Annotated in this window: 30 protein-coding genes; 6 read left to right on the top strand and 24 right to left on the bottom strand. The window is 70.0% G+C overall.

Annotated elements, in window-relative coordinates; translation table 11 throughout:
- Positions 1-76: 76 nt before the first annotated feature.
- Complete coding sequence (locus AC1UKG_RS17830; RefSeq protein ID WP_012015722.1) at positions 77-535, bottom strand: Lrp/AsnC family transcriptional regulator; 459 nt, start codon at positions 533-535, stop codon at positions 77-79.
- Positions 536-641: 106 nt separating this feature from the next.
- Here AC1UKG_RS17830 and ddaH point away from each other — a divergent pair, with 106 nt between their 5' ends.
- The gene (gene ddaH, locus AC1UKG_RS17825; RefSeq protein ID WP_018814603.1) at positions 642-1,436 is read left to right on the top strand and encodes a dimethylargininase; all 795 of its coding nucleotides are present in this window, start codon (positions 642-644) and stop codon (positions 1,434-1,436) included.
- A gap of 79 nt (positions 1,437-1,515) precedes the next feature.
- On the opposite strand, the gene AC1UKG_RS17820 is transcribed toward ddaH, so the two are convergent.
- Together AC1UKG_RS17820 and AC1UKG_RS17815 are read right to left on the bottom strand one after the other, a co-directional pair.
- Positions 1,516-2,715 (bottom strand): ABC transporter substrate-binding protein, encoded by a 1,200-nt coding sequence (locus AC1UKG_RS17820; protein WP_018814604.1) that lies wholly within the window; start codon positions 2,713-2,715, stop codon positions 1,516-1,518.
- Positions 2,716-2,790: 75 nt separating this feature from the next.
- Positions 2,791-3,591 carry an alpha/beta fold hydrolase gene (locus AC1UKG_RS17815; protein WP_475890235.1) on the bottom strand — a complete coding sequence of 267 codons (801 nt, stop codon included), beginning with the start codon at positions 3,589-3,591 and terminating at the stop codon, positions 2,791-2,793.
- An 87-nt stretch (positions 3,592-3,678) separates the two neighbouring features.
- Between AC1UKG_RS17815 and AC1UKG_RS17810 the strand changes: the two genes are divergently transcribed.
- Complete coding sequence (locus AC1UKG_RS17810) at positions 3,679-4,287, top strand: bacterial proteasome activator family protein (RefSeq protein ID WP_018733047.1); 609 nt, start codon at positions 3,679-3,681, stop codon at positions 4,285-4,287.
- A gap of 21 nt (positions 4,288-4,308) precedes the next feature.
- Here AC1UKG_RS17810 and AC1UKG_RS17805 read toward each other — a convergent pair whose 3' ends face one another.
- Both AC1UKG_RS17805 and AC1UKG_RS17800 read right to left on the bottom strand, forming a co-directional pair.
- Positions 4,309-5,130 (bottom strand): HAD family hydrolase, encoded by an 822-nt coding sequence (locus tag AC1UKG_RS17805; RefSeq protein WP_018745563.1) that lies wholly within the window; start codon positions 5,128-5,130, stop codon positions 4,309-4,311.
- Between the two features lie 201 nt (positions 5,131-5,331).
- Complete coding sequence (locus AC1UKG_RS17800) at positions 5,332-6,057, bottom strand: hypothetical protein (RefSeq protein ID WP_018745562.1); 726 nt, start codon at positions 6,055-6,057, stop codon at positions 5,332-5,334.
- Positions 6,058-6,208: 151 nt separating this feature from the next.
- Between AC1UKG_RS17800 and AC1UKG_RS17795 the strand changes: the two genes are divergently transcribed.
- A complete protein-coding gene (locus AC1UKG_RS17795) occupies positions 6,209-6,553 on the top strand; it encodes a metallopeptidase family protein (RefSeq protein ID WP_018745561.1) in 345 nt (114 codons plus the stop codon).
- Between the two features lie 27 nt (positions 6,554-6,580).
- On the opposite strand, the gene pheA is transcribed toward AC1UKG_RS17795, so the two are convergent.
- The 5 genes from pheA to AC1UKG_RS17770 all read right to left on the bottom strand — a co-directional run bounded on the left by pheA (position 6,581) and on the right by AC1UKG_RS17770 (position 10,163).
- The gene (pheA, locus tag AC1UKG_RS17790; RefSeq protein ID WP_018745560.1) at positions 6,581-7,537 is read right to left on the bottom strand and encodes a prephenate dehydratase; all 957 of its coding nucleotides are present in this window, start codon (positions 7,535-7,537) and stop codon (positions 6,581-6,583) included.
- A gap of 9 nt (positions 7,538-7,546) precedes the next feature.
- Positions 7,547-8,140, bottom strand: coding sequence for a hypothetical protein (locus tag AC1UKG_RS17785; RefSeq protein WP_482643210.1), 594 nt, complete (start codon positions 8,138-8,140; stop codon positions 7,547-7,549).
- Between the two features lie 192 nt (positions 8,141-8,332).
- Positions 8,333-8,716, bottom strand: coding sequence for an ACT domain-containing protein (locus AC1UKG_RS17780; RefSeq protein ID WP_018745557.1), 384 nt, complete (start codon positions 8,714-8,716; stop codon positions 8,333-8,335).
- A 75-nt stretch (positions 8,717-8,791) separates the two neighbouring features.
- Complete coding sequence (locus AC1UKG_RS17775; RefSeq protein WP_029124213.1) at positions 8,792-9,250, bottom strand: hypothetical protein; 459 nt, start codon at positions 9,248-9,250, stop codon at positions 8,792-8,794.
- Positions 9,251-9,452: 202 nt separating this feature from the next.
- Entirely contained in the window at positions 9,453-10,163 is a 711-nt protein-coding gene (locus tag AC1UKG_RS17770; protein ID WP_026271528.1) for a hypothetical protein, read from the bottom strand.
- A 165-nt stretch (positions 10,164-10,328) separates the two neighbouring features.
- Between AC1UKG_RS17770 and AC1UKG_RS17765 the strand changes: the two genes are divergently transcribed.
- Positions 10,329-11,591: an arginine deiminase gene (locus AC1UKG_RS17765; protein ID WP_018745554.1), complete on the top strand. Its 1,263-nt coding sequence runs from the start codon at positions 10,329-10,331 to the stop codon at positions 11,589-11,591.
- On the opposite strand, the gene AC1UKG_RS17760 is transcribed toward AC1UKG_RS17765, so the two are convergent.
- The 12 genes from AC1UKG_RS17760 to AC1UKG_RS17705 form a co-directional block, all read right to left on the bottom strand.
- Complete coding sequence (locus tag AC1UKG_RS17760) at positions 11,578-12,510, bottom strand: DUF5926 family protein (protein WP_050564289.1); 933 nt, start codon at positions 12,508-12,510, stop codon at positions 11,578-11,580. The genes AC1UKG_RS17765 and AC1UKG_RS17760 overlap by 14 nt on opposite strands.
- 13 nt (positions 12,511-12,523) lie before the next feature.
- Entirely contained in the window at positions 12,524-12,967 is a 444-nt protein-coding gene (locus AC1UKG_RS17755; RefSeq protein WP_018745552.1) for an ATP-binding protein, read from the bottom strand.
- A gap of 63 nt (positions 12,968-13,030) precedes the next feature.
- The gene (locus tag AC1UKG_RS17750; RefSeq protein ID WP_018745551.1) at positions 13,031-14,488 is read right to left on the bottom strand and encodes a PAS domain-containing sensor histidine kinase; all 1,458 of its coding nucleotides are present in this window, start codon (positions 14,486-14,488) and stop codon (positions 13,031-13,033) included.
- A gap of 53 nt (positions 14,489-14,541) precedes the next feature.
- Positions 14,542-15,333: a glycerophosphodiester phosphodiesterase family protein gene (locus AC1UKG_RS17745; RefSeq protein WP_018745550.1), complete on the bottom strand. Its 792-nt coding sequence runs from the start codon at positions 15,331-15,333 to the stop codon at positions 14,542-14,544.
- Positions 15,334-15,342: 9 nt separating this feature from the next.
- Entirely contained in the window at positions 15,343-15,678 is a 336-nt protein-coding gene (locus tag AC1UKG_RS17740; RefSeq protein ID WP_018745549.1) for a rhodanese-like domain-containing protein, read from the bottom strand.
- Positions 15,679-15,726: 48 nt separating this feature from the next.
- On the bottom strand, positions 15,727-16,800 hold the full coding sequence (locus tag AC1UKG_RS17735; protein WP_018745548.1) for an LCP family protein: 1,074 nt from the start codon (positions 16,798-16,800) through the stop codon (positions 15,727-15,729).
- A 123-nt stretch (positions 16,801-16,923) separates the two neighbouring features.
- Complete coding sequence (locus tag AC1UKG_RS17730; protein ID WP_482642829.1) at positions 16,924-18,168, bottom strand: LCP family protein; 1,245 nt, start codon at positions 18,166-18,168, stop codon at positions 16,924-16,926.
- Positions 18,169-18,238: 70 nt separating this feature from the next.
- Positions 18,239-19,216, bottom strand: coding sequence for an NAD-dependent epimerase/dehydratase family protein (locus AC1UKG_RS17725; protein ID WP_482642830.1), 978 nt, complete (start codon positions 19,214-19,216; stop codon positions 18,239-18,241).
- A 119-nt stretch (positions 19,217-19,335) separates the two neighbouring features.
- Entirely contained in the window at positions 19,336-21,009 is a 1,674-nt protein-coding gene (locus AC1UKG_RS17720) for a sodium/solute symporter (RefSeq protein WP_018745545.1), read from the bottom strand.
- A complete protein-coding gene (locus AC1UKG_RS17715) occupies positions 20,987-21,355 on the bottom strand; it encodes a DUF485 domain-containing protein (RefSeq protein ID WP_018745544.1) in 369 nt (122 codons plus the stop codon). Before AC1UKG_RS17715 ends, AC1UKG_RS17720 begins: the two co-directional genes overlap by 23 nt.
- Before the next feature lie 134 nt (positions 21,356-21,489).
- Positions 21,490-22,197 carry a flavin reductase family protein gene (locus AC1UKG_RS17710; protein WP_018814608.1) on the bottom strand — a complete coding sequence of 236 codons (708 nt, stop codon included), beginning with the start codon at positions 22,195-22,197 and terminating at the stop codon, positions 21,490-21,492.
- Between the two features lie 131 nt (positions 22,198-22,328).
- Positions 22,329-22,553 (bottom strand): hypothetical protein, encoded by a 225-nt coding sequence (locus AC1UKG_RS17705; RefSeq protein WP_080644708.1) that lies wholly within the window; start codon positions 22,551-22,553, stop codon positions 22,329-22,331.
- 191 nt (positions 22,554-22,744) lie between these two features.
- Between AC1UKG_RS17705 and AC1UKG_RS17700 the strand changes: the two genes are divergently transcribed.
- Together AC1UKG_RS17700 and AC1UKG_RS17695 are read left to right on the top strand one after the other, a co-directional pair.
- Positions 22,745-23,533 carry a Scr1 family TA system antitoxin-like transcriptional regulator gene (locus tag AC1UKG_RS17700; protein ID WP_018814609.1) on the top strand — a complete coding sequence of 263 codons (789 nt, stop codon included), beginning with the start codon at positions 22,745-22,747 and terminating at the stop codon, positions 23,531-23,533.
- The gene (locus AC1UKG_RS17695) at positions 23,530-23,718 is read left to right on the top strand and encodes a DUF397 domain-containing protein (RefSeq protein WP_018814610.1); all 189 of its coding nucleotides are present in this window, start codon (positions 23,530-23,532) and stop codon (positions 23,716-23,718) included. Before AC1UKG_RS17700 ends, AC1UKG_RS17695 begins: the two co-directional genes overlap by 4 nt.
- Positions 23,719-23,822: 104 nt before the next feature.
- Here the strand turns inward: AC1UKG_RS17695 and AC1UKG_RS17690 are convergent, their stop codons facing one another.
- Entirely contained in the window at positions 23,823-25,061 is a 1,239-nt protein-coding gene (locus AC1UKG_RS17690) for a hypothetical protein (protein ID WP_018745540.1), read from the bottom strand.
- Positions 25,054-25,626, bottom strand: coding sequence for a SigE family RNA polymerase sigma factor (locus AC1UKG_RS17685; RefSeq protein WP_026271532.1), 573 nt, complete (start codon positions 25,624-25,626; stop codon positions 25,054-25,056). The genes AC1UKG_RS17690 and AC1UKG_RS17685 overlap by 8 nt, the downstream gene beginning before the upstream one ends.
- Positions 25,627-25,630 lie beyond the last annotated feature (4 nt).

Raw genomic sequence — 25,630 nt, 5'->3', positions numbered from 1 at the left:
TGGTGCCGTGCGGTGCGGCGGCGGGGCGCACCTCCAACGACACGGCGTGGCCGCGGGGCAGCAGCAGCGATAGTGATCAGTCGGGGGATGGGCCGACGCCGGGGGACTCGACGAGCCGGGAGAGCACGATGGTGCTGCGGGTGGAGGTCACAAAGGACTCCGCCCGCAGTCGTTCCAACGCGGCCTCGAGGTGGGCGATGTCGGCGGCACGCAGATGGACGAGGGCGTCCGCCTCGCCCGAGACCGTGTAGGCCCCGACGACTTCGGGGTGTCGGCGGGCGGCGACACCGATCTGCGGTGGCGTGGTGCGACCGGCGCAGAAGAGCTCGACGAACGCCTCGGTGGTCCAGCCCACCGCGGCCGGGTCAACGACGGCAGTGAATCCGCGGATGACTCCGGTCGCGCGCAGCCGATCAACCCGCCGCTTCACGGCCGGAGCGGACAGGGAAACCCGCTGTCCGATGTCGGCGTACGACGCACGGGCGTCGGCGACAAGCAGCGCAATGATTCGCTGATCTACTGCGTCGATCTGCAATGTTCTGCCTCCTGGAAGCAACATTTGCGGCTGTTACCGTTGTTAAACGATACCTACCTTGGTAATCGTGAACCAGCAGCGAGTGCCGCGAAAGCGGACATATCTCATGTGCCCGCCCAAACACTTCGCGGTCGAGTACGCAATCAACCCGTGGATGGATGTCACCGCCGCGGTTGACGTGGAGTTGGCGGTCAAACAGTGGGATCGGCTGCGGGAGACGCTGGTCGGGCTTGGCCACAACGTCCGCCTGCTCACTCCCGAGCTGGGGCTGCCCGACATGGTGTACGCGGCCAACGGTGCCTTCGTCGTCGACGGCACCGTCTACGGCGCGCGGTTCAAGCATGCGCAGCGGAGCGCCGAGGCCGCAGCCCACCGCGCCTTCTACCAGTCACACGGTTGGCACTTCATCGCCCCGACCGTTACCAACGAGGGCGAGGGTGACTTCGCGTACCTGCCGGCGGCGCACGGTGGTCTCGTCCTGGCTGGCTACGGCTTTCGGACCGAGCCCGCCGCCCACGCCGAGGCGCAGGAGGCGCTGGGTCGACCGGTGGTCTCGCTGCGGTTGGTCGACCCCCGCTTCTACCACCTGGACGTGGCGCTGGCATCGATCGACGACAGTAACATCGCCTACTACCCGGGCGCCTTCTCCACCGCCAGCCAGAAGGTTCTGGCGCAGCTCTTTCCGGCGGCCGTCATCGCCGATGACGCCGACGCCCTCGCGTTCGGTCTGAACCTGGTCAGCGACGGACGCAACATCGTCCTGAACAGCGACGCGACCGGCCTCGCCGACAAGCTGGCGGCCGCCGGCTACCAGCCGGTGCCGGTGGCGCTGGCCGAGCTGCGCAAGGGCGGCGGAAGCGTGAAGTGCTGCATCGCCGAACTGCGTCACCAGCGTTCGTAGCCGAACTGCGCCACCAGCGCTCGCTGCCGAGCGGCGCAGTGCCGGCAGGTGGCCAGCGGGCGGACCCGAGCCGCCCCGCTCAGCCGAGCGTGGCCAGCTCGGTCAAGAGCACGTTGGAGAGGAGTTGGCCGTCGAGCTGTACCTCCCGGAGGTACCACCGCTGCTGCGGGGTGCGCGACTGGTTGAACTGCCACACGCCGCGGGGGCTGTCAATCCGGCCGATCTTGCCGAGCGCGAGGTTCACCTCCGCCGGGGTGGGTGACTCGCCAGCCCGCCGGATCGCCTGGTTGAGAACGTGCGCCGCATCGTACGACGCCGTCGCGTACGCGGTCGGCGAGGTGCCGTACTTCTTGCGGTACGCGGAGGCGAAGAGCCGGTTGGCCGCGTTGCTGACGTCGGGCGAGTAGTTCAGGGTGGTCTGGATGCCGAGAACATCGGTCTCGTCCTTGAAACTCGCCAGGACGTTCCCCTCAGTCAGGAAGCCCGGGGCGTAGATGGGACCGGTGTACCCCTCCGCGCGGAGCTGCTTGAGGAACTCCACCGCAGCGGTGCCGGCGAAGAAGCAGAAGACGCCGTCCGGGTCACGCTTGAGCGCCGTGGCGATATCGCGTCGGTAGGCGTTCTTGCCCGGGGTACCGGAGATCTCCTCCGTCCAGGTAACCGGATCCCCGATCCGGGGGTCGGAGCTACCGAACTCCTCCTGGAAGCCCCGGAGTACGTCCTTGCTGGCCGGGGAGTCCGGCATGATGATCGCCAGCCGCGCCGACGGATCGAGCGTCTTGTTCAGGTGGCCGCCGAGGGCCCGACCGGCCTCGTCCAGCACGTATGACGTGCGCCAGATGTAGACGACGCTCTGCAGGCTGCTGGGGGAGGCGTTGGACCCGACCAGCGGCACCTGGGCCTGCTCCACGGTGTCCCGGATGCCGAGCATGACTGCCGAGCCGACCACGCCGGTGAGGGCCAGCACTCCCTGCTGAAGCAGCTCCTCAACCGCGGCCTGGCCGGACTTCGCGTCACTGCCCTCATCGGCGGTGACCAGCTCGGTCGGGTGCCCGCCGAGCTGCCCCTCGTTGAGATCCAGGAAGAGCTGGAAGCCGTTGGCCACCTCGGTCCCGACCTCGACGAGATCGCCGGATTGCGGGATGAGCATGCCGATCTTGATCGGGCTCAGTGCAGCCGCGGCTCCGGAATCACTGTTGGGGCCACATCCCGCGACGAGTCCGGCCGTGCCGAGCGCGGCCAGTAGTTGCAGGGCCTTCCTGCGGTTTACCTGTGTCACCGGGTCTCTTTCCAGAAGCTTGGCGGTGCTGCTTGTCCACCCGGCGTTCTACCCTGCTCCGCCACGCTGCGTCAACTAACCCTTAGGTTTGTTTAGGGAATGCAACGCGGAGACGACCGTCGGCCAAGCCGCGGATTCCGGGTCGATGAGGCCGAAATGTTCGCAGTTTGGTAGTTCAAGAAGGCGGATGTCGCCGCCCGTGGCGTGCCCGGCGGAGACGAACTCTCGGCTCATCGCTACCGGAACCTGTTGGTCGAGGGTGCCATGCACAACTACTGTCCGTGATTTTGGTGGCGGCAATGAACGCGGGTCACAGGCCGCGTAGCGGTCCGGCACCTCGGTTGGGCCGCCCCCGAGCAGTGCGGCCACCGCACCCGTGTCCAGGTCCAGCCGATAGGCCTCGGCCAGGTTCGCTACCGGGGCCAGGGCGAGGACCCCGCCGACCCCGGTGGGCCGGGTGGCGGCGGCGTAGAGGGCCAGCTGCCCACCGGCTGAGTGACCAATAAGGATCGGCGGGCCGGCCGCCACCGCGTCGGGGAACGCCTCGGCCGTCAGTCGGGGCAGCTCGGACACCCCGGTCAGGACATCGGTCATGGTTTCCGGCCAGCCACCGCCGGGCTGCCCGGTCCGGCGGTACTCGACCTGCGCCACCGGGTGACCGAGCCTGGCCAGCGCGGTCGCCAGCGGCCCGGTGTGCTGGCGGTCGTACTCCGCCCGCCAGAAGCCGCCGTGCACGACGATCACCAGCCGCTGGGCCGGCCCGGCACCGGTTGGCCGGCGCAGATCCGCGACCTGGTCCGGATGGGCGCCGTAGGCGACGGTGGCATCCGGGGCCGGCGCGGGGCGGGTGAGTACGGCACGCGGGTCGCTGGACATGCCGGTGACGGTAGCGGGTTGCCCCGATCGGCGCTGATCGTTGCTCCCGGGGGGCAGCGCCGTCGGTGGCTGGGGAAAGATGGGTGCATGACCGAAGCGCAGTCCGCAGGACAGAACGACGTGCAGGACCAGGCTGACGAGCAGGGCCAGGACGATGCTGCTCGGAGCGGCACCGTGGTGGTGGTGGGACCGGACGGCCGTCCAGTCGGCACGGTGCAGACCGACGAGGCCCAGGAGGACCCGGCCCGTCTGGTCGAGCAGCCCGCCAAGGTGATGCGGATCGGCAGCATGATCAAGCAGCTGTTGGAGGAGGTCAAGGCTGCCCCGCTTGACGATGCCAGCCGGCACCGGATGCGGGAGATCCACGAGCGGTCCATCGTGGAGCTCAAGGAGGGGCTCGCCCCCGAGCTGCGGGAGGAGCTGGAGCGTCTCGCCCTACCCTTCACCGAGGAGAAGGCGCCCAGCGAGAGCGAGTTGCGGATCGCGCACGCGCAGCTCGTCGGCTGGTTGGAGGGGCTCTTCCATGGTATCCAGGCCGCCTTGGTCGCCCAGCAGATGGCCGCCCGGGTGCAGCTGGAGCAGATGCGCTCCGGTCGGCAGGCCCTCCCCAGTGGGCCGGGTGGAATCGCGCCCGGCATGCCCGGGATGGGGCAGTCGGCGGGCGGCGAGGGGCACAGCACCGGCCAGTATCTCTGATCGGTGCCGCCCGGGCCGCCGTCAGCGGGTCAGTAGCCGGTCAAGGTAGACGGCGACCCCGTCGTCGTCGTTACGGAGGGTAGCTTCGTCGGCAGCAGCGTGCACCTCCGGGTGCGCGTTCGCCACCGCCACCCGGGCCCACCCCGCCCAGGAGAACATCGGCAGGTCGTTCGGCTGGTCGCCGAAGACCAGCACCTCCGCCGGATCCACGCCGAGTCGTTCGGCGACCACCCGAAGCCCGGTCGCCTTGTCCACGCCGGGCGGGCAGATCTCGATGAAGCCCAGGCCCGCCTGGGTGAGCGAGGCGGCGTGCGGTGGGATGACTCGCCGGGCCATCGCCAGGAGCTCATCGGTGTGGTGGTCGGCGGTCCGGGCGAAAGCCTTGATCACATTTCCGGCGAGGCACTCGGCACGGCTGCGCGCCTCGAACAGGTCCGGGTACGGCCAACTCGCGTGGTAGTCCCCCCAGAGCGGTGCGTTGGACTCGTCGGACGACTCCACCATGACGGTCAGCGGGCCGAGGGCTGCCTCCAACTCGGTCAGCAGCTCCGCCAGCACCGCACCGGAGAACCACTCGTCGCGGAGCACCAACGGCCCGTCCGGGTCGCTCTGGTCCACCACCCAGCCGCCGTTCGCCATTACCAGGAAGTCGGCGGCGCGGATGTCGTTACGGGTCAGCTCGGTCAGCCGTGGTCCGCGACCGGTCGCGCCGACCATCGGAATGCCGGCGGCGCGCATCCGGTCGAGCACCTCGTGCGTGTACGCGGAGACGGTGTTGTCGCTGCGGACGAGCGTCCCGTCCAGATCGGTGGCGATCAACTTCGGTAATCCCGGGCGGACCATGGCTCCTCCTTCGCCCGCCGCCGTCGCGGCCAGTCGTCACTCGTGTGACCCGGCGTTACGGCGGGCAGCAACCGTACCTCGCAGAGGCAGGCGTCACCATGGCTAACCGGTGAATCTGGTGCCAACGGGTGGCTGGGCTGGCGGCAGCGCCGGTGGTTGGGCAAGCCGGAGGATGGTGCCCGGTGGCTCGGCTCAGCTCGATCAGTCCGGGCGAACGAACGGGGCCGTCGGGCCGACGGTGAGATCGGCGGGGGGCGGCAGGTCGTCCACCGCGGTGCCACGGCGAGAACGCGGTCGTCGGCCCGGTGTCGCCGCACCGGCCTCCGGCGCCGGGGCGGGCCTGCCAGCGGCCGGGGCGGGCCTGCCGGCGGCCGGGGCGAGCAGCAGAGCAGCCCCGAGTAGGGCGCAGGTCAGGAAGGCGGTGACCATCCCCCGCCCGTATGCGATGTCGAAGCCTTCCTGGCCGCGGTAGTAGATGGCGCGCACGTCCGTGTCGCCGATCGTGGTCGCCCCGGCGACCAGCACCGCGAGCAGAGCAGCCGCCAGGGCGAGGCCGGCGACGCGGGCGTGTGACCGGGTGGCTCCGGTGCCGCGCAGGGCGAGGGCGACCGTTACGGCCAGACCGAGGACGCCGACCAGGTAGGCGGTACCGAAACTGCCCACCTCGTCAACCGTCTCCGGTATTTCGATCGGACCACCGGCCGGACCGCCGGTCGGCAGGTGTAGCACCACCCACTCACCCACCAGCGAGGCCAGCCCGGCGGCGGCCCCGAGCCCGGCGAGAACGAGTGGCGGGCGCCGGTCGTGGAGGAGCCGGGTGACGCCGCGTCGACGGTCCGACAGGTGAGGATCGGCCCTACCCCGCTGCCCGCCGGCGATGCTGTCGGACCGGTCTTCCTGTCGGGGGATGGGCTGCTCCGGATCCATCGGAAACCTTTCGGATCGGCGAGTCTGATCCGCATCATGGCACAACCAGCCAGGGGTGGGCCGGACCGAATCGCGGCCCGCCCGCCGGCGGGCTGGTCGGGGTGGGGCTCCCCTCCGGAACCGCGGGGACCGGCAGAATGAGGCAGTGGCCATGGAGATGAACCGGGAGCGGTTCGAGGAGTTGGTCGGCGACGCACTCGACGAGGTGCCCGAGGAGTTGCTCCGCCTGATGAGCAACGTGGTCATCCTGGTCGAGGACACCCCACCCCCCGGCGAGGAGCTACTCGGCCTGTACGAGGGGCACGCCCTGACCGACCGCGGCTGGGACTACTCGGGTGTACTGCCCGACCGCATCCTGATCTACCGTAACCCGATCCTGGGCATCTGCGACACCGAGGATGAGGTGGTGGAGGAGGTGGCGATCACGGTCGTGCACGAGATCGCCCACCACTTCGGTATCGACGACGAGCGCCTGCACGAGCTGGGCTGGGGCTGAGCCCGTCGGGCCGCGCGGCGGCCGGTCTCAGCGGAGATCCCCGCTACGCAGTCGGGCCAGCCAGGCGGCGGCGTCAACATAGTCGGTGTCAACGGCCCCCGGTGGGGCTGGGGTCGACCGTTCGCCTTCGCCGTCGGTCCAGCGGTGCCGGGGGTACGACCCGAGGAAGCGCACCTGGGCGCAGACCCGACGTAGCCCCTGTAGCGCCTCGCCGAGCCGGGCATCGGCCAGGTGACCGGTGCAGTCCAGGAAGAACACGTACCGGCCGAGCGCCTCGCCGGTTGGCCGGGACTCGATCCGGGTCAGGTTGACGCCACGCACGGCCAGCTCCATCAGCACGGAGAGCAGCGCGCCCACCCGGTCGTGGGCGATATAGACCGCCAGCGACGTCACGTCGTCCCCGGTGGGCGGCGGGGGCGGCCCCGGTCGGGAGAAGAGCGCGAATCGGGTCACCGCGTCCGGGTGGTCGGCGATCTTGTCGGCCAGTACCGCGAGCCGGTGTCGAGCCGCGCCGATCGGAGCGCAGATCGCCGCGTCGAAATCGCCGGCTGCCGCCCCGACCGCCGCCGCCCCGTTGGAGAGCACGTCGACCACCGCCGCGTCGGGCAGGTGGGCGTGCAGCCACGCCCGGCACTGCGTTGACGCCTGGGGATGGGCGGCGACACTGCGCACCGCACCGAGGTGTCCACCGGTCCGGGCGGCGAGCACGAACTGCACCGGCAGGATCACCTCTCGCGTGATCACCAGCGGTTCGCCCTCGGCCAACTCGTCCAGCGTCACCCCGACCGCGCCGCCGATGGAGTTCTCCAGCGGCACCAGCGCCGCGTCCGCGGCACCGACGCGTACGTTCTCCAGCGCCTCGCCGACACTGCGGGCGGGCGTCCGGTTGGCCCGCTCGGCCGCGGGGATGGTCCGCAGCGCCTGCTCGGCGAAGGTGCCCTCGGGCCCGAGGTAGACAAAGCGGGTCGGTGGTGTTCCCGGCATGGCGACAGCCTACGGACCGGAGCCGGCGTCGCAGGCCAGGGTCCGGATGCCGGTCGGGGAGATGACGCGTACCTCGGCTGTGCAGACGTCGGTGCCGGCGGTGACCAGGCGTGGTGCGGTGCCGGCACCACGGCTGACGACCTGGAGCGGTTCGTAGCCGGTGACGGCGAGGAGGGTGTAGTGCCAGTCGTCGGCGCAGAGCGGCCCGGTCAGCACCCGTACCTGGGCGTCGGCGGGGAGCAGGTCCTGCCCGCGTACCAGGGCGGTCACCTGTTGGCTGGACGGGCCGGCGGGGCACCGGACGGCGACCGGGGTGCTGCTGGCCGTCGGGGCCGGCGCCCCGGTTGGCGGCGGCGCCGCGGCAGTGGTGGGTGCGGTGTCGGTCGGGTTGGGTGATGCGGACCGAGCTGACTGGCTCGGCTGGGCATCCCGCAGCTCGGGCGGGGTGCCGCAGCCCGACGTGAGTGGCACCGCCAGGAGCGCCACGAGCCCGACCACGGTCGTGGCCGGGGTCTTCGACCAGCCACGCCGGTACGGCGACCCAGGCCGGGACCGGTCGGTGGGCGGAGCGGGAGCGCTGGGGCGGGGTGAGCCGGACGGCACGGACGATCCTCGAATCGACGTGAGTGAGCGCAGACGGGTGGGAAGCCCCATCGTAGGAGGGTCCGCTGGTCTGGTGAAGCCTCGGCGGGGTCTCGTCTCGACAGCAACCCGCGGGTCTCTGGCTTCGACCACGACCGAGGCCAACGACCACCGGTCCGCCGCGCTGCGGGCGAGCCGCGACACCGGCTCTGGCTAGGTGCGGACCCGGTGCCCGGCTTGGTCGAGCGCGGTGACGGCCTGATCGAGGCGGACCGCCGGGACCAGCAGGTAGTCGGTGTCGTGGGTGGAGAAGGCAACCACGGAGACGCGGGCGCCGGCCAGCGGGTCGATGAGAGCGGTCAGGCCGGTGGAGAGCGCAAGGTCAGAGGGGCCGACCACGCGTAGGCAACGCCAGGTGGTCTCGGTCTGTGCCGGTGCGCGTGCTGCGGGACAGATCACGGACACGCCGTCGGTGGTCCAGCTCACCGTGACCACGTCATTGTCGCTCAGCCCGCCCGACAGACCGGGCGGCAGGGCAGAGCCGGCTGCCAGGCGGCAGACAGCGTAATCACCCGGCAGCAGAGCGATATCCAGCATGAGGGCACCTTACGGCCTCGGAAGGTTCCTACCCCAGCACACCGCGTGCGGCGCGCGCCACATGCCGTGTGCTGGTCAGACCTCGGAGAAGAATGTGAGTGAGCCGACAACCACGCCGGCGCGGTGAACCGGGGTGGAGATGGCGTCAACGGTGGCGTCCGGTGCGCCCGCCGACACTCCTTTGATCCGGAGCAGCCCGCGGGCCAGGCCGCCGGAGGTGATGGCGAGGAGCGGTGGGATCTTGTCGAGCTCCGGCTCGGTCAGCTCGCCCCGGTTGGCGGTGAAGTCGAGTAACCGCAGGCCACCGTCGAGTAGCGGTTGCCCGATCATGTCCTGGCAGCCGCCGAGAAAGAGCAGCTGGGACCCGGAGGCGGAGACGGCGACCACGCGAGTGTCGGCAGCGATGAGCACGCAGGGCTCGGCGGCCCGGGAGACGGTCGCCGACCAGGAGGTGACGTTGTCGTACTCCTGCTCTGCCGGTGCCCCTACCGCCGGCACGCGGACTTCTGAGAGCGAGAGCTCGACGTGGGCCACCGCACCTCCTCTGTAAACCCCGGTCGGGTCTGTCCACGCTAGCGTGACCCTACGCATCTCCGCCGACCGCGGCGAGCTGAGCCGTACCTACCTGGGGGGGAAGGCGGCGGAGGTCGGGCCGGCGGCGGCGCGACTGACGGGCGTCGATCGCACCCGGGCCGCGCTATGTTCCCACCGACGGTACCGTCGGCGCACCGGCTTGTCAGCTGCCGTCGCCATACCACCGGTAGTCGGCCGCCGGGCGATGACTGCCGGTGCGCCAGGTGCCCGGATGCTGCGCGACCCGGGACAGCTTGGCCGCGGTTTCCGGGCTGATTCGGTTTCCGGCGGCGACGAGGAGCCGGTCCAGTTCCCGGTGAGTGGCCATCAGACAGTCCTCCGGGAGGCCGTACACACTGATGACGCCGGAGCCGACGAAGGTCAGCACCGGCGTCACCGGGATTGGTAGCCCGACCGCACTGCTGAGGGCCTTGCTCGCCCGCCTCGCGTCCTTACGTGCCTCCGCCACGTGGGCCGGACGCTTGCCGTTGATCTGCACGACCTCACCGGCCACCAGCACCCGGGCCCGACCGTGGTCAACGATGGTTACCGCGTAGAGCCCACTCGGGCCGATCGCGAGGAAGCCGGCGCGTTCGCTGTCGGCGTCGTCGCGGAGGAGGTCGATCGAGTCAGTGCGCGGCCACTCGATCACGTGCCAGGCCGGACCGAGTTGGTCGAGACGACCCAGGGCCCGTGCCCCGGCTGCCTCCAGCCGCCGTGCTCCTCGCTCGGCCCGTCGGCGGCGCGCCCATTCGAGCGGTGAGGAGTGGGGTGGTGTGAGTGTGCCCGGCTTATCCACCCGGGGGCGCGGCACCGCCATCGGCGGTAACGCCTGGGCGGAGGGTGCGGCTCGGCGAGCAGGGTAGACAGTCATCGCGACCTCCGGCAAAAGGTCCCTCGAAGTTATGTCCCCGCTACTCTACGTCGCTACTCCCCCGAGTGGGCAAGTTGGAGCGCCGGAGTGACTGCGGATGAATGCCGCGTTCATCCATCGCTGTTTCTGTCGGACGCCGTGACCTCAGGCTCTAGGCTGCGAAGGGTGGGCCACTACGTGGACAGTGAGGTTGGTCGCCTCGGTACGGTCATGCTGCACCGCCCCGGGCCCGAGTTGGCCCGGCTAACCCCCCGGAACAGTGGCTCGCTGCTCTTCGACGCCATCCCCTGGGTCAGCCGCGCCCAGGAGGAGCACGACGCCTTCGCGGCGGCGCTGCGCGAGCGCGGCGTGGAGGTGCTCCACCTGGCAGAGCTGCTCACCGAGACCCTCGCCGGCGACGACGCTCGGGCGGAGCTGACCGAGCAGGTGCTGCGCTCGCCCCGGCTCGGCGACCAGCTCCGCGCCCGGGTCGCTGACCACCTCGCCTACCTTGACCCGGCCATGTTGGCCGGTGTCCTCATCGCCGGCCTGGCCCACGAGGAACTGCGGGTCGGCCGGGAGCGTCCCGGCGGCTTGGTCTACCAGCTGATGGACCGGCACGACTTCGTCATCGACCCGCTGCCGAACCTGCTCTTCACCCGCGACTCCTCGGTCTGGATCGGCGATCAGGTGGCCGTCACCAGCCTGGCCATGCCCGCCCGTCGTCGGGAGAGCACGCTGACCGACGCCATCTACCGCCACCACCCACGTTTCGCCGGCACGGAGTTGGCATACCGCCCGGGGATGGAGCATCTGGAGGGCGGGGACGTGCTGCTGCTCGCCCCCGGAGTGCTGGCGGTCGGGGTCGGCGAGCGGACCACGCCGGCGGGTGCCGAGCGTCTCGCCCGCCAGGTCTTCGCCGCGGACCTGGCCCACACCATTCTGGTCGTGCCGATCGCCCAGGAGCGGGCCACCATGCATCTCGACACCGTCTGCACGATGGTGGACGCCGACGCTGTGCTGATGTACCCGAACATCGCCAGCACGCTCGTCGCGTACACGGTGATCGCCGGGACGGACGGCGATGATCTGCGGTTGGACGGGCCGGCGCCGTTCCTGCGGGCCGCCGCGGACGCGATGAACCTGGACCAGCTGCGGGTGATCGACACCGGCCTGGATCCGGTGACCGCCGAGCGGGAACAGTGGGACGACGGCAACAACACCCTTGCCCTGGCACCCCGGCTCTGCGTCAGCTACGAACGGAACACGGAGACCAACGCGCAGCTTGAGCGAGCCGGCATCGAGGTTGTCCCGATCGCCGGTTCAGAGCTGGGGTCCGGCCGGGGCGGCCCCCGGTGCATGTCCTGCCCACTGCTCCGCGCCCCTCTCGGCCGGGAGACTGATCTGGCCTCTCCCCTCCGCCGGCCGCGCGGACTCAACGGAGGGTGAGCTGGCGGCCGAGGAGCCCGTGCCGCGCGCGTCGGGCCGTCGCGTCCACGGGGACGGCAGCTGCCAGGGCCGCGGCGTAGCGTTCGGCGAACTCCGCCACCGGCTGCTCCCAGTGGCTGGCCGGCGTCTCCTCAGGAAGATCCCAGACCGGTGCGAGGCGGCCGTGCGCGCGGAACATGCCAGCGAACTTTGTCTCTTCGCCCAGGGTCAGTGTGCCGGCCACGCTGAGGTGGGCCAGCGCGTCCAGGGCGGCGTCCTCGTCATCGGGGAGCACCCACCGGACGTGCGCCTTCTCCGGGACCTGGCACCAGTAGGCGGCATGGGCGGCGGTGAGCCGCACGGTCGGGTATATCGCGGCGTTGGCCCGCTCCAGCGACGCCTGCACGGTCGGATTGTCAGCCGAGTCCGGGTCGAGCCAGAACTGGAAGCTGTCGTGCAGGGTGATCTCCAGTGGAGCATCAACCAGCACGTCCGGCAGTCGGGGCCCCGGGCCGGGCAGCGGCGGCACGTTGACCTGGCGGCCCGGCTCGGTGCGCAGCGCGCAGAGCAATGCCTCGGCCAGGTCCCGGGAGACATCGCCGGACTGCTGATGCCGCTGGAGGCCGAGCAACACCCGGCCGGTTGGCTGCACCATCGCCGGTGCCGCCGCCGGCAGGACGGTGGCCAGCAGGACCTCCCGCTCGCCGAATTCGGTCACCAGGTCGGGTGCGAGGCGCAGGGGTGCGGTGGCGGCCGGCACGAGCTCGCGGAGGGCGATCCACTCTGGCTCGTCGGTCAGGCCCTCGAAGGGGCGGGGCACGAAGACATCCCGAATCTTCTCCCGCTTCCCGGTGGTGTGCCCGGCCCGTTGACTCTTTCGACGCTTGCTCACGGTCGGACAGCCTAGAGGGCCGCGTGGGCTGGCGGGGGTCGGACCCATCCGGCCCCGCCGGTCAGGCGACCACCAGATCAGGTATGTCGACAGCATCGGTGCCGACCGGCTCCGCGTGCTGGCCGGCCGGATCGAACTCAGCCCAGACGCGCTGCCCGAGGCCATCCCGGTCAACGCCCCAGCGGCTGGACAACCCGGCGACGATGTGCAGGCCCCGGCCATCCGGTGCGTCGGGCTCGATTGCCCGGATCCGCGGTCCGACGGCGGCTCCACCGTCAGTTACCTGTAACCGGATTCGGGGCCCCGTCGGGGTGGGGCACAACCGCCACCCCACCCGGATCACTCCGTTGGGCAGTGGGTCGGCGTGCCGGACGGCGTTGCCGACCAGCTCCGCGAGGACCGCCACGACATCCGCGAGCAGCGCTGGCGGCACGGCGGTCCCCAGTTCGTCGGCGAGCCAATGCCGCGCCTGGCGGGCTCCCGCCCCGTCGTGGGGGACCACCACGCACCACGTCTGTTCGGGAGTCTCCGTCAACACCCTCGCCCCTTCACACCCCGCCACCCTTGATCACCCATGGGGTAGCCGTACCTCTGCGACCGTACCGCCACCAGCTTTCGGCCGAAGGGATACCCGTCCGTTTTGTTGCTCCACGATGCGGCGGACGAGGAAGAGGCCGAGCCCGGCTCCGGGAGAGCTGTGGCGGTCGCCGGAATCGCCCTGCCAGTACTGGTCGAACGCACGCTCCACGTGCTCTGGTCGGATGCCGCTGCCCTGGTCGGTGACGCGGATGGAGGCGGTCTGTCCGTCGGTACCGGCGGTGACCGTGATCGGGCTGGCGGGAGGCGAGTACTTGCCGGCGTTCGTGCACAGCTCGGTGAGGACCGTCGCCAGGCTGCCCGGGTGACCGAGCACCCGGGGCAGGCCGACCGGCGCGGTGAGGGTGATGCGACGCCGCAGCTCGGTGGGGAGTTCGGCCACCGCCGCCCGCAGGGTGTCGGCCAGGTCGTACGGGGCGGGCGGCGTTCCACCGGAGCCCGCCTCGGCGGTGGAGGAGAGGAGCCGGTCGACGAGGCGGGCCAGCTCGTTGGCGCGTTGCCCGATCTTTTGGGCGGCCAGCTGCCGGTCAGCGTCGCTCAGCGCCTCCCAGTGATCGGTGAGAGTGTCCGCGTACCCCTTGATGACGGTCACCGGTGTGCGCAGCTCGTGGCTGGTCACCGCGACGAAGAGGTCGTGATCGGTGCTGCTCTGCTGCTGGTCGGTGACGATCCGGAAGGTGACCACGCGGAGCGTTCCCGGCCCCGGGAGCTCTCCCGAGGTGACCCGCAGCCAGCGACCATCCGGCAGCCGGTGGTCGAGCGCCTGCCCTGGCGGGGGGAGGGGGAACGGCACGGGCTGGCTGATGACGTCAGTGACCGCATGGCCGGTGATCTGGGTGGCGGCGGGATTCCAGAGTCGGACGCGGGCCTCGCGGTCCACCACGGCCAGACCGTCGGCGAGCGCCGCCACGATCGGTCCGTCGACGTGTACCGGTAGGCCGCGCTGGTCGCCGTAGAGGTGGGCGATGCAGGAGGCGACGTAGGCGATGACGCACTGGTGGTCCGGGCACGGCCGCTCCTCGGTGGCGGGGTAGAGGGCGTGCAGGCTGCCCACGGTGTGCCCACCGATCTCGGCGCGGGACACCAGCATCTGGGACCGAGCCGGGCCGGTGAGTTTCGCTCCGAGCCGGCCGGTGAGGTGGTCGGTGTCGAGCTGGCGGCTCCGTGGTCCGGAGAGCAGACAGATGGCGTCCGGGTCGTCTGTCGGTAGGGGATGGCCGAGACCCCATTCGACGGTGCCGGTGGCGGCGATGACCCGCCCCCCGGTGGGGGCGAACTCGATGAAGGCCATCCCGGCAGCCCCCAGCGCCTGCTGGACCACCCGGAGGAGCTGGTTGAGTGCCGCCACGCCGGCCTTACCAGAGTTGATCATCTCGATCACCGCGGTGTGGCCGTTGATCAGAGCAGAGAAGTCCGTGCGTCTCGGCATGCTCCGAGTGTGCCCGCCGACGGGATTCGGGGACAGGCCCGTTGGTCCCACGCTTAGCCGTGAAGCCGGGTGAGCGTCGGGGCCGGCCGATCGGTGATGATGCCGTCCACCCCGGTGGCCAGCACCAGATCCAGGTCACTCGGGTCGTTGACGGTCCAGACATACACCCGGTTTCCGGCTGCCCGCAGTGCGGGGACCAGGGTGGGGTGGGAGCGCACCAGCGCGAGGCCAGGTCCGGCGATCTGGATGCCGAACGGCAACCGGCTCGGCCGGAACCCACGCGGCAACCGATCCAACAGCAGCACGGTGGGCAGCGCGGGGGCCAACGCACGGAGTCGCCGCACCGCCAGCAGCGAGAACGACATGACGGTGACCTGGAGTGGGTGGTCGGGCCTCGGCACGGTCAGCCCGTGCTGGTCGAGCAGTGTGACCAGCCGGCGCTCGACGTGTCGCCCGTACCGGGACGGGTGTTTGGTCTCGATCAACAGCCGGACCGGCCGGCCGGCGGTGCGGATCGCTTCCAGGAGCCGGTCCAGGGTGAGCAGCCGCAGGTACGACTCGTCCAGTCCTTCGTCGCCGTCGGCCAGCGCGGGGCCCGGGTGCCAGGACCCGAAGTCGAGCCGTTCCAGTTCGGCGAGTGTCCGCGTGCTGACCGGGCCGTGTCCGTTGCTGGTGCGGTCCAGGCGACGGTCGTGCACGCAGACGAGGTGCCCGTCGCGCGTCAACCGCACATCGCACTCCACCCCGTCGGCGCCCTCGTCGAGGGCGCGCAGGTACGCGGCCAGCGTGTGTTCCGGAAGGTCGTACGACGAGCCGCGGTGGGCGAAGACCAGGGGGCGGCCCATGGCGTGCGGCTACAGGACCCGGCCTGGCTGTCCGTCGCCGTCGACCACCGGCCGTCCGGTGGCGGCCCATTCGCCCATCCCGCCTTCGACGTTGCGTACCTGCTCCCAGCCGTTGCGCAGGAGATAGGTGACGACCTGCGCGGAGCGCCCGCCAGATCGGCAGATGACGGCCACCTCCCGGTTGTCGGGCACGTCGACCAGCCGGGTGGGCAGCTGGGTCATCGGCAGGTGGTGGGCGCCGGGTGCGTGACCAGCGAGCCACTCGTCGTCCTCCCGGACATCGAGTAGGTACACGTCGTCGTTGATCTCGGTTACGGTCACGGTGGGTACGCGGGGTCCGAACACGGCTTCCAGCTTAGGGGCCGCGCTCTCCGGGTGGGTGTTGCCGCTTGGTCAGAGCTGGGTGACCCACCGGGGATTGGCCTGGGCCCACTGCGGCACCCGTTGGTTCTGGACGGCGGTGAAGAGGTCGCCGCTGTCTTCCTGGAGGACGATGTAGGAGACCTGGTCGATGGTCTGCGGGTAGGACGGCAGCCGGATCCCGCGGAGGGCGTCCGCCGGCAGGTCCCGCAGCGCGAGAACCAGCTCCGCCAGGGGTACGCCGTTGGTGTCCACGGTCAGCGAGTTGCCGACCGCTCGGATCACCTGGTCCAGGCGGACCGGGTTGGTGCGGATCGAGGTCTCGGAGGCGCGCTGCAGTATCGCCCGGAGTAGCTGCTGTTGGTGGGTCTGCCGGTCGTAGTCGCCGTTGGGCAGGTCGTAACGCTGGCGGGCGAAGTCCAGCGCGGTGCCGCCGTCCATCTCCTGGCAGCCGGGGGTGAAGACCCGGTCGGTGTGGATCGAGCGGAATTCGGTGTCAACGCACAGGCGTACGCCGCCGAGGTGGTCGATGACATCGCGGAAGCCGGAGAAGTCGATCTTTGCTGCGCCGTCGAAGCGGATGCCGGTGAGCTGAGCGAGGGTGGCGGAGAGCAGTTGGGTGCCGGACTTTCCGCCACCACCGTGTTGGTACGCGGCGTTGATCTTGTCTTCCCCGCCACCGAAGCCAGGGGTGGCGGGGATGGTGACCAGAAGGTCTCGGGGTACGGACATCAGGAACGCCTCACGCCCGCCCGCCGGCACGTGCACGATGAGGATGGTGTCCGATCTTCGGTCGGCGGTGGTGCTGCTGCGCCAGCGGTCGGTGCCGATGAGCAGGAAGTTCAGTGGACCGTCCAGATCTGTCCGGCTCCGCCGGGCGTCCGGGTCGAGCAGTTCTTCCCGGGCCACAGCCTGGTCGTACCGCTGGGCGAGCCGGTAGAGGCCGACCGCGGCAAGACCGGCCAGGAGTACCAGCGCGAGGCCGATGCCGAGTAGGAGGCGGGCCCAACGTGGCCGTCCGCGCCGGACGCCCGCGTCGGCCCGCTCCTGTCCGCCCTTCGACCTGGACGTGTTTCCTCCCCGCCACCGTCTGTGAATAATTCTCACGTCAGGCTACGGTCCGTCAGGCCACCGGCGGGTCCGTTCGCCGGTTCCCAACCTGGTCGGCGTCGAACTGGCGGGCCCACGGGACCCGACAGTTCGACGCCGGCGGCGTCGTCCGGCGGGGGATCAGCTGCCGCCGTCGCTGTCGTTCGCCGCGACCCAGTCGGCCATCCTGTCCGCGGAGATCGCCTGGTACATCGCGAGCGCCTGCTCCCGGTCGGAGACCACGACCGATTCGCCGTTGATGGTCTGGCTGCCGTTGTGCGGGCTGGTCACGAAGGTCAGGTTCTCCCCGCGCAGGTTGCGGAACTGAAGGGTCATGTCGATGAGGGAGAAGCCCTCGTCAACGGTGACCGCGGCGGTCACGGCTTTGAGGAAGTCGTTCATCTTGATCGGGTTGGTGAGGGTCCCGGTGCTGGCCGCCTTGTTCATCAGCGCGCGGAGGAACTCCTGCTGGTGCCGCATCCGGTCGAAGTCGCCCCGGGCGAACTGCTTGCGCTGCCGGACCCAGTCCAGCGCCTCGGCGCCGTCCATGTGGTTGACGCCCTCGGTGAAGGTCCGGTAGGGCTTGTGGATCGAGGTGATCGTCTTCTCCACCGTGAGATCAACGCCGTCAAGGGCATCCGTGACCTCTTCGAACCCGCCGAAGTCGATCGCCATGACATGGTCGAGGCGGACATCGGTGAAGCACTCCACGGTGCGGACCGCCAAGGGGAGGCCCCCGAAGGCGAAAGCAGAGTTGATCTTTCGGCGCTGCCCCGAGTCGCAGTCGGCGTTCGCGCTCTCCGGGATCGGCACGTACAGGTCACGGGGGATCGACACCAGGTATGCCTCCTGGTGGTTGCTGGGAATGTGCATCACCATGATCGTGTCGGCGCGCCACTCGCCGCGTTGATCCATCGGCGCGTCCGGATCCCGGGAGTCCGTGCCGACGAGGAGGATGTTCAGTGCGCCATCAACCGTCTTGACCGGTCGGTCCTGGGCTTCCCCCGCCGGGAACGGATTGGTCCGGGCGAGGTCATTGTCGAGGCCGCGGGCGTAGACCCAGGCCCCGGTGGCGGCGAGTAGCGCGAACACCAGTACGGCGACTCCGGCCACCAGCGCGATCCGGCCCCAGCGAGGGCGTGGGCCACGCCGCCCTGGTCGGCCCGGGCCGGAGCGGCCACCCGGCCCACCCGGACCGCCTGGCCCACCCGGACCGCCTGGCCCACCGGGTCCGCCTGGCCCACCGCCGGTCGGTCCGACCGGCGCGGGGTTCCAGCCTGTCGGCGTGGGGCGGGCATGTCCGGTGGTGGGGCCGCCCACCCGTGCCCGCCCGGTGCTGCGACTCAGGTGCGGGAGCGGGTAAGCGGCGGCGGTGGTCGCTGACATGCGAGTCAGGGTACGTCGGGATGCTGTAAGCCGGCGGCACCCGATTTCGGCGACGGGCCGCCGTGGGCGGCTACCCGAGCCGGTCGCGGAAGTACGCAATAGTGCGGCGCAGGCCCTCCTCGGGTGTAACCTCGGGCTCGAAATCGAGGAGTTCCCGGGCGCGGGTGAGATCCGGTCGGCGCATCTTCGGATCATCCGCAGCCCGGGTGACGTAGGTCACCTCGGAGCTGCTCTCGCAGAGCGACACGATCGACTCTGCCAGTCGACGCATGCTCAGCTCGTGCTCGGTCCCGCAGTTGACCGGCCCGGTTTCGGTCGAATCCAGCAGCAACAGGATGCCCCGCACCAGATCATCGACGTAGCAGATGGAGCGCGTCTGATCCCCGGTGCCGTGCACGGTGATTGGCTCGCCGCGCAGAGACTGGGCGATGAACGTCGGGATCGCCCGGCCGTCGTCTGGCCGCATCCGTGGGCCGTAGGTGTTGAAGATTCGCACAATGGCGACGTCCGCCCCCCGGCTCCGGTGGTACGCCATCGTCGCCGCCTCGCCGAACCGCTTCGACTCGTCGTAGACACTCCGAATCCCGATCGGGTTGACGTTGCCCCAGTACGTCTCCCGCTGGGGGTGCTCCAACGGGTCCCCGTACGCCTCGGAGGTGGAGGCCAGCAGGAAACGGGCGCCGTCGGCGACCGCCCGGTCCAGCAGGTGCAGGGTGGCGACCGAGCCGACCCGGAGGATCTCCACCGGCAGCTTCTCGAAGTCGGTGGGGCTGGCCGGCGACGCCATGTGCAGGATGGCATCGAACCGTTCGGCGAGGGCGGGGTGGTGCTCGGGAAGCCCGTCAGAGATATCCGCATCGATGAGCGTGAAGGTCGACGTCTCCGCCAGGTGGGCGACGTTCTCTTTGGAGCCGGTCACGAAGTTGTCCACCGCCACGACCGTGCAGCCACGGGCGAGGAGGGCGTCAACCAGGTGAGAGGGGACGAAACCCGCCCCACCGGTGACGAGGATGCGATGACCGGGGCCGAAGCGTTGCACAACCTTCATGGCGGCCACCCTACCGAGCGGTCCGGTTCGGGCCCGGTGCGGAAGGGGCGGGCCGGGGGCGTAGCCGCCCCGCCCCCGGCCCGCCCGAGATATCGCCGGCTCGGCGCACCCGGGAGCGGTCAGTGTGCCCCCGCACCGGTGAGGGAGCGAACCTCCAACTCGGCGTAGCGCTGGTCGTCGCGCTCCTTGGAGATCACCGTTGCGAACCAGCCGCAGAGGAAGCCGAACGGGATCGAGAGCAGGCCCGGGTTTGACAGGGGGAACCACTGCCAGTCCTGGTCGGGGAACATCGCGGTCGGTGAACCGGAGACGACCGGGGAGAAGAAGACCAGGAAGACCGCGGCGAAGAGGCCACCATAGATGGCCCAGACCGCGCCGTTGGTGTTGAACCGTCGCCAGAAGAGGCTGTAAAGGATCGCCGGCAGGTTGCCCGACGCGGCCACCGCGAAGGCGAGGGCGACCAGGAAGGCGACGTTCAGGTTCTGCGCGAAGATGGAGAGGACGATCGAGATCGCGCCGATCACCAGGGCGGAGATCCGCGCGACGGCCACCTCCTGCCGCTCGGATGCGGTGCCGTTCTTGACCACGTTGGCGTAGAAGTCGTGCGCCAGGCTGGACGAGGAGGCCAGGGTCAAACCGGCGACGACCGCCAGGATCGTCGCGAAGGCGACCGCCGCGATGACCGCCAGCAGGGTCGCCCCGCCCAGTTCTCCGCCGAGGAAGTCGACCCCCAACGCCTCGGCGAGCTGCGGTGCGGCGGTGTTCCCGGCCCGGTCCTGCGCGGTGATCGCCTCGCTTCCCACCAGCGCCGCGGCGCCGAAGCCGAGGGCGAGCGTGAGCAGGTAGAAGGTGCCGATGATGCCGATCGCCCAGAGCACGCTCTTCCGGGCGGCCTTCGCCGTCGGCACGGTGTAGAAGCGGATGAGGATGTGCGGCAGGCCGGCCGTGCCGAGCACCAGCGCGACGCCGAGGGAGAGTAGATCCAGCTTGCTGTAGAACGTTTTCAGGGCGTCGCCGGGGGTCTCGACGCCGTACCGCAGCCCCGGTTCGAGGAACGCGGCGCCCTTGCCGGAGGCGTCCGCCGCGTCCCCGAGCAGGTCGGAGAGGTTGAACTTGTACTTCGCCAACACCAGCAGCGTCATCACGACGGCGCCGCCCATCAGGAGGAACGCCTTGACGATCTGCACATAGGTGGTGCCCTTCATGCCTCCCACCGTCACGTAGGTGACCATCAGTGCACCGACCATGATGATCGTGGCGATCTTGGCGGCCTCCGCGTCCAGGCCGAGGAAGGTCGTACCCGGCTTGATGCCGAGCAGCAGTGCGACCAGCGCTCCCGCGCCGACCATCTGGGCAAGCAGATAGAAGATCGAGACTGTGATGGTGGAGGCCGCGGCGGCCGTCCGCACCGGACGCTGCCGCATCCGGAAGGCGAGCACGTCGGCCATCGTGTAGCGGCCGGAGTTGCGCAACAACTCGGCGACGAGCAGCAGCGCCACCAGCCAGGCGACCAAGAAGCCGATCGAGTAGAGGAAGCCGTCGTAGCCGTAGAGGGCGATCAGGCCGGCGATGCCGAGGAACGACGCCGCCGACATGTAGTCGCCGCCGATCGCCATGCCGTTCTGGAAGCCGGAGAAGGAGCGGCCACCCGCGTAGAAGTCGGTGGCGGTCTTGGTCTGCCGGCTGGCCCACACCGTGATCGCCAGCGTCACCGCCACGAAGACGAGAAAGAGCGTGAGGGTCAGGTTTCGGGCGGTGCTGTCACCCGCCTCAGCCGCGAGGACCGTGGTCATGGGTCACCTCCCCGATCTCCGCGCGGATCCGGTCCGCCACCGGATCGATCCGGCGGGCGGCGTACCGGGAGTAGAGCCAGGCGATCAGGAAGGTGGAGGCGAACTGGAGCAGGCCGAAGACCAGCGCAACGTTGATGTTGCCGATGATCTTCGTGCCCATGAGGTCCCGCGCGTACGCGGAGAGGATCACGTAGAGCGCGTACCAGAGGAAGAACGCGACGGTCATCGGGAAGACGAAGCCGCGCAACGCACGCCGCAACCCGGCGAACTCGGCCGACCGTTGTACGGCCAGATAGCGTTCCGCCGCCGACTCGGCCGGGGCGGACGCGGGTGTGTCCGTGGACATCCGTGCTTCACCACCTTCAGATATCCGGGGGGTTTCGCGCACGGTAGGGGATTCGCTACCGACCCGGAAGGCGGCGATCGGCGCCGGTCGTCAGCTGCGCCGAACGGCACCGTGGCTGCGCCGAGCGACCTGGCTCACTCCGATGACCGGCGACCACCTCCGGTGATCTCGCGGTACCGGCCCCGGTAGTGCAGCAGCGGCTCCGCCTCCTCGACCAACTCGACGGCGACGATCGTGGCCTCCACCAGCAGCGCCCACCCGTACTCCCGAGCGGTATCGAGGCGACACCCGGTCCAGCCACCGGCGTCCGACGGCACCGGGCCGTACTCGGTGTCGGTCCAGGCGCCGGTGGCGAAGAGGCCGCCCGGCGACGGGAAGAGCCCGGCGAACCGGTCGGCGAGCTGCCGGTGTGCCGGGCCGAGTGGCGCCACCGCGAAGCGACCAGCCACCTCGGCCGCCGCCCACAGCTCCGACTCCGGGTCAACCAACCCGAGTAGCCGGTCCGGCTCACCCTCCGCCACCAGCGTCGAGGACACCGTCAACCCGGCCGGTCCGGGCGCCGTCCAGAGCGTCACCGGCGTCGCCAGCCGACCGCGCAACCGGCGTACCGGGGACCGCTGGCCGGTGGGAACGGCGAACGGGTCGGTGTGGTGGATGTCGGCGCCCGGCTCATGATTCACGTGGAACATTCTGCCGTCCCCGACCCGCGCCCAGTCGACGAAGCGTTCCCGCAGTCCGTCCGACAGCTCATTGCGGTGCAGCGGCGCCAGCTGCGATGCTGCCTCCGCCAGCAACGTTCCCAGGTAGATGAGGAGCGCCGGTCGATCGTGCCGGTACTCCACCAACAACGCGAGCCGCGTTGGCTGGCAGGGCCAGGGGGCGCCACACGCCCGACACCGCCAGAGCGGGCGCATCGGCAGGTGCGGCGCCGCTCGGCTCGTCGTTGGGCGGCCCGCTGGTGGTCGCGCTTTGCTCACCAGCGGCCACCGTTGGCCCGCCAGGTCTGCGCCGGGGTCAGCCAGCCAGCTCGGCCCGGTCGGGGTGACTCCAGCGTGGGCCAGCTGGCCCACGCTGGTGGCTGTTGCGGCGGGGCCGGCACCCGCCCCAACGCCGTCGTGCCCCGTGGGCTGGATGCCGCCGGCCGGCCCCTGCGGCGGTACCACCGCAACGCGCTGTTTCGTCGGAACAGTCTGAGCATCGCTGCCTCCTCCAGCTAGCGGGCCGCCCCGACCGGAGTGACCGGGGCGACCCGACGCAGGACCGGCCACCGGGTCATCGCCTCCACCAGCCGGGCCGCGCAGCTTCCACCCTGGACTCGGTGGCCGGGGCAGGGGAGGATGCCAGTGCTTACTACAGAACGCGGTCACGTACTTACCTGGTAGGTGAGCGATGAAGTTCGAGATGTGGATCCGAGCGCTGAAGGCCGCCCGTGCCGCTGCCAACGTTTCTCAAGAAGGGCTGGCGGCGATGATCCGGTGGAGCCCGTCCTTGATTGCCGCCATCGAGACTGGTCGACGTCGGCCAACCATGGAGTTGGCGGTTGCCGCAGATGATGTGCTGGACACCGGTGGTCTACTCGCCGAGCTACTCAAGGAGGCCGACCAGGAGCGGGGCCCTTCCTGGTTCGTGGCGTGGCGGGGCTACGAGCAGCAGTCGACCCGGTTGCGCGCCTTTGAACCGTGTCTGGTGCCGGGCTTGCTCCAGACAGAGGAGTACGCCCGCGCGGTGATCTCCGCTGGTGGGTTACAGCAAGCTGCCGCAGTAGACGAGCTGGTCGCTATCCGCATGGAGCGCCAGCGACTGCTGTACCGGGATCCCCCGTTGGCGCAGGTGGTATTCCTGATGGACGAGATGGCGATTCACCGACCGGTCGGTGGCCGGGCTGTGCGTGACGTACAGCTTGACCGGCTGCTGGAGGTGGCCGAGCTGCCACAACTCCGGCTGCATGTTGTGCCAATCAGCGTTGGCGAGCACGTCGGCCTATCCGGGGGATTTGTGTTGGTCGAGCTGGCCGACGGCGAGCAAGCGCTCTATCTGGAAAATGCTGCCCGGGGGCACGTGGTCAATGAACCTGAGACGGTCCGTTTCATCAGTCGCAAGTGGGATAGCGTGCTGGGCGAGGCGTTGTCCACGAGCGCCTCGCTGGACATGATTCGAAAGCTGAAGGTGACGTCATGACTGCTGTGCAACCGCACTGGCGCACGTCAACCCGCTCTGGGGACACCGGCGGCAACTGCGTCGAGGTGGCGGACAATCTTGCCGGGGTGGTGTTGGTGCGGGACAGCAAGGACCGGCTCGGCCCCGCGTTGACGTTCGGTCCCGAGTCCTGGCGCACGTTCATCGCCGCTACTCGCCAACGCTGACCGGCAGCGCGGCCACCCGGCTACTTCCGGCATGGCGGCGACCGGAAACGGCGAAGCCGCCCAGCGACTGATGTGGCGGTCGCTGGGCGGCTTTCGGGTGTTGGTCAGGGGGCTAGCAGGAGGTTCCCGTTCGCTGAGTTGTCGTCCTCGGCGCCGTCGGGCTCGGGGTAGGGCCAGCCTTCGCCGTCTCCGGTCTCTGTTCCGGTGAAGCCCCAGACGACTGTGGCGTTCCACGAAGCGGGCTGCGCACCATCGAACATGGATCTAGGCGCGGACAGCGAGAGGTCGACAACGGAGTCGGCGTTCACCGCCAGTGCCGGCAGCCAGCATCGATAGCGCGTACCGCTCGGGGTCTTCGACGTCTCGCACTTCGCGGGTGGCGAGGTGATCGTGACCTCGCTCGGCAGATCCACCGTCAGAAAGGGGTCGGTAGCCCGCTGCGGACCCTGGTTGCTGACGGTCAGGCGCAGCGTGCCGGACGCCGTGTCCGCGCCATCTGGCACGAGCTGAACGTCATCCCCGCTGATGGAGAGGTCGGTGACGCGCGGGTTCGGCGGAAACGTGCTCGGTCCGCCCGACTGGACGAAGCCCTTGCCCGACCAGGAGTAGGTGCGCCACTGCGACTGCGCGAACCCCTCCACGATTCCTTCCCCAGCCGTGTCCACGACCTCCACGTCGACCGCGGTGCCCTTCGCGCGAATCCCGTTAATCCAGGCGATGTCGCCGGTATGCCCGGTCACCAAACCCATCGTCACGATGGTGTCGGAGGCGTCCCGGTCAAAGGCGAGGACCCGCGATTCCCCCATCTCCACCCCACCGCAGTCGATCAGTGCGGCCGTCTCCTTTGCTCCGTCTCGATCGACATCGGCGTGGATGACCTCGGAGATAGCGATCCGGAGCTCCGAGTTGGGCGCGAGCTGGGCAGTGCCGTCGGAAAACGTCACCCGTCCTGCTGGGCAGTGTTCCGTCAGGTAATCGGGCCAGGCGGGGAGCTCCAGCGTGGCGTTGCCGAGCTCTGCCTTCCCGATCTGGCCGTCCGGTGCTGGGGCGCTGGGCGTAGCCGACGGGGTGGGGGAGGTGGACGGCGCCGGAGTCGTCAGGGTCGGCGTAGGCGTGTTCGCCGGTAGTGCGGGTGGGTTCTGGTCGGTCCAGGTCGATGCGATTGCTGGGGTCGCGGCGAGTACTGCCACGGCCAGGACACCGGTGGCGACCAGCCGGGTGGTACGGCGGCGGCGGGCGACGTGTTGTGCGGCGGCGGCGCCGACTGGGGCTGCCAGTGGTCCCCCGGAGGTGTATGCGGTGAAAAGTTCGTCGAAGTTTGGGGTGTTGTCGTTCTCAGGCATTGGTTTCCTCCGTCCCCGAGTCGGAGAGTGCGGTGGCTAGTGCGGCGCGGCCTCGGTGTAGCCAGGACTTGACGGTGCCGGTAGCGGCTCCTTCTTGCTCGGCGATCTCGGTGATGCTGAGGTCGGCTATGTGGAAGAGCACGACTGCTCGCCGCTGATTTTCGGGCAGGGTGGCGAGGGCGCGGGCCAGGGCTACCCGGTCTGGGCTTGGTCCTTCGGTGACGTCCTCATGGCGGAAGCGGGCGTGGGCCCGGGCGGCGCGGAGCCGACGCCAGCGGCTGCGGGCGACATTCATCGCGACGGTGCGGATCCAGGCTGCCGGGTGGTCGTAGTGGACCAGTTTGTTCCAGCGGGGCCAGGCCCGGCTGAATGCCTCCTGGACTGCGTCGCGGGCTTGGTCGATGTCGGCGGTGTATGCGTACAACTGGAGCATCAACGGCTGGAAAGTGGCGGCGTAGAATTCCTCGAAGCTGTCACCCACGTTGTCCACGCCACCCACGCCCTCCGCGACCGTGGGTGGCGGTTCCTCCCGGGTATCCCATGGGCCGTGCGTTCTTACCATCACGTTG

It is taken from the genome of Salinispora sp. CH2A1_6, from assembly GCF_056820975.1.
Note: the sequence above shows the minus strand (reverse complement) of the source record. Positions and strands in the feature narration are given on the sequence as shown.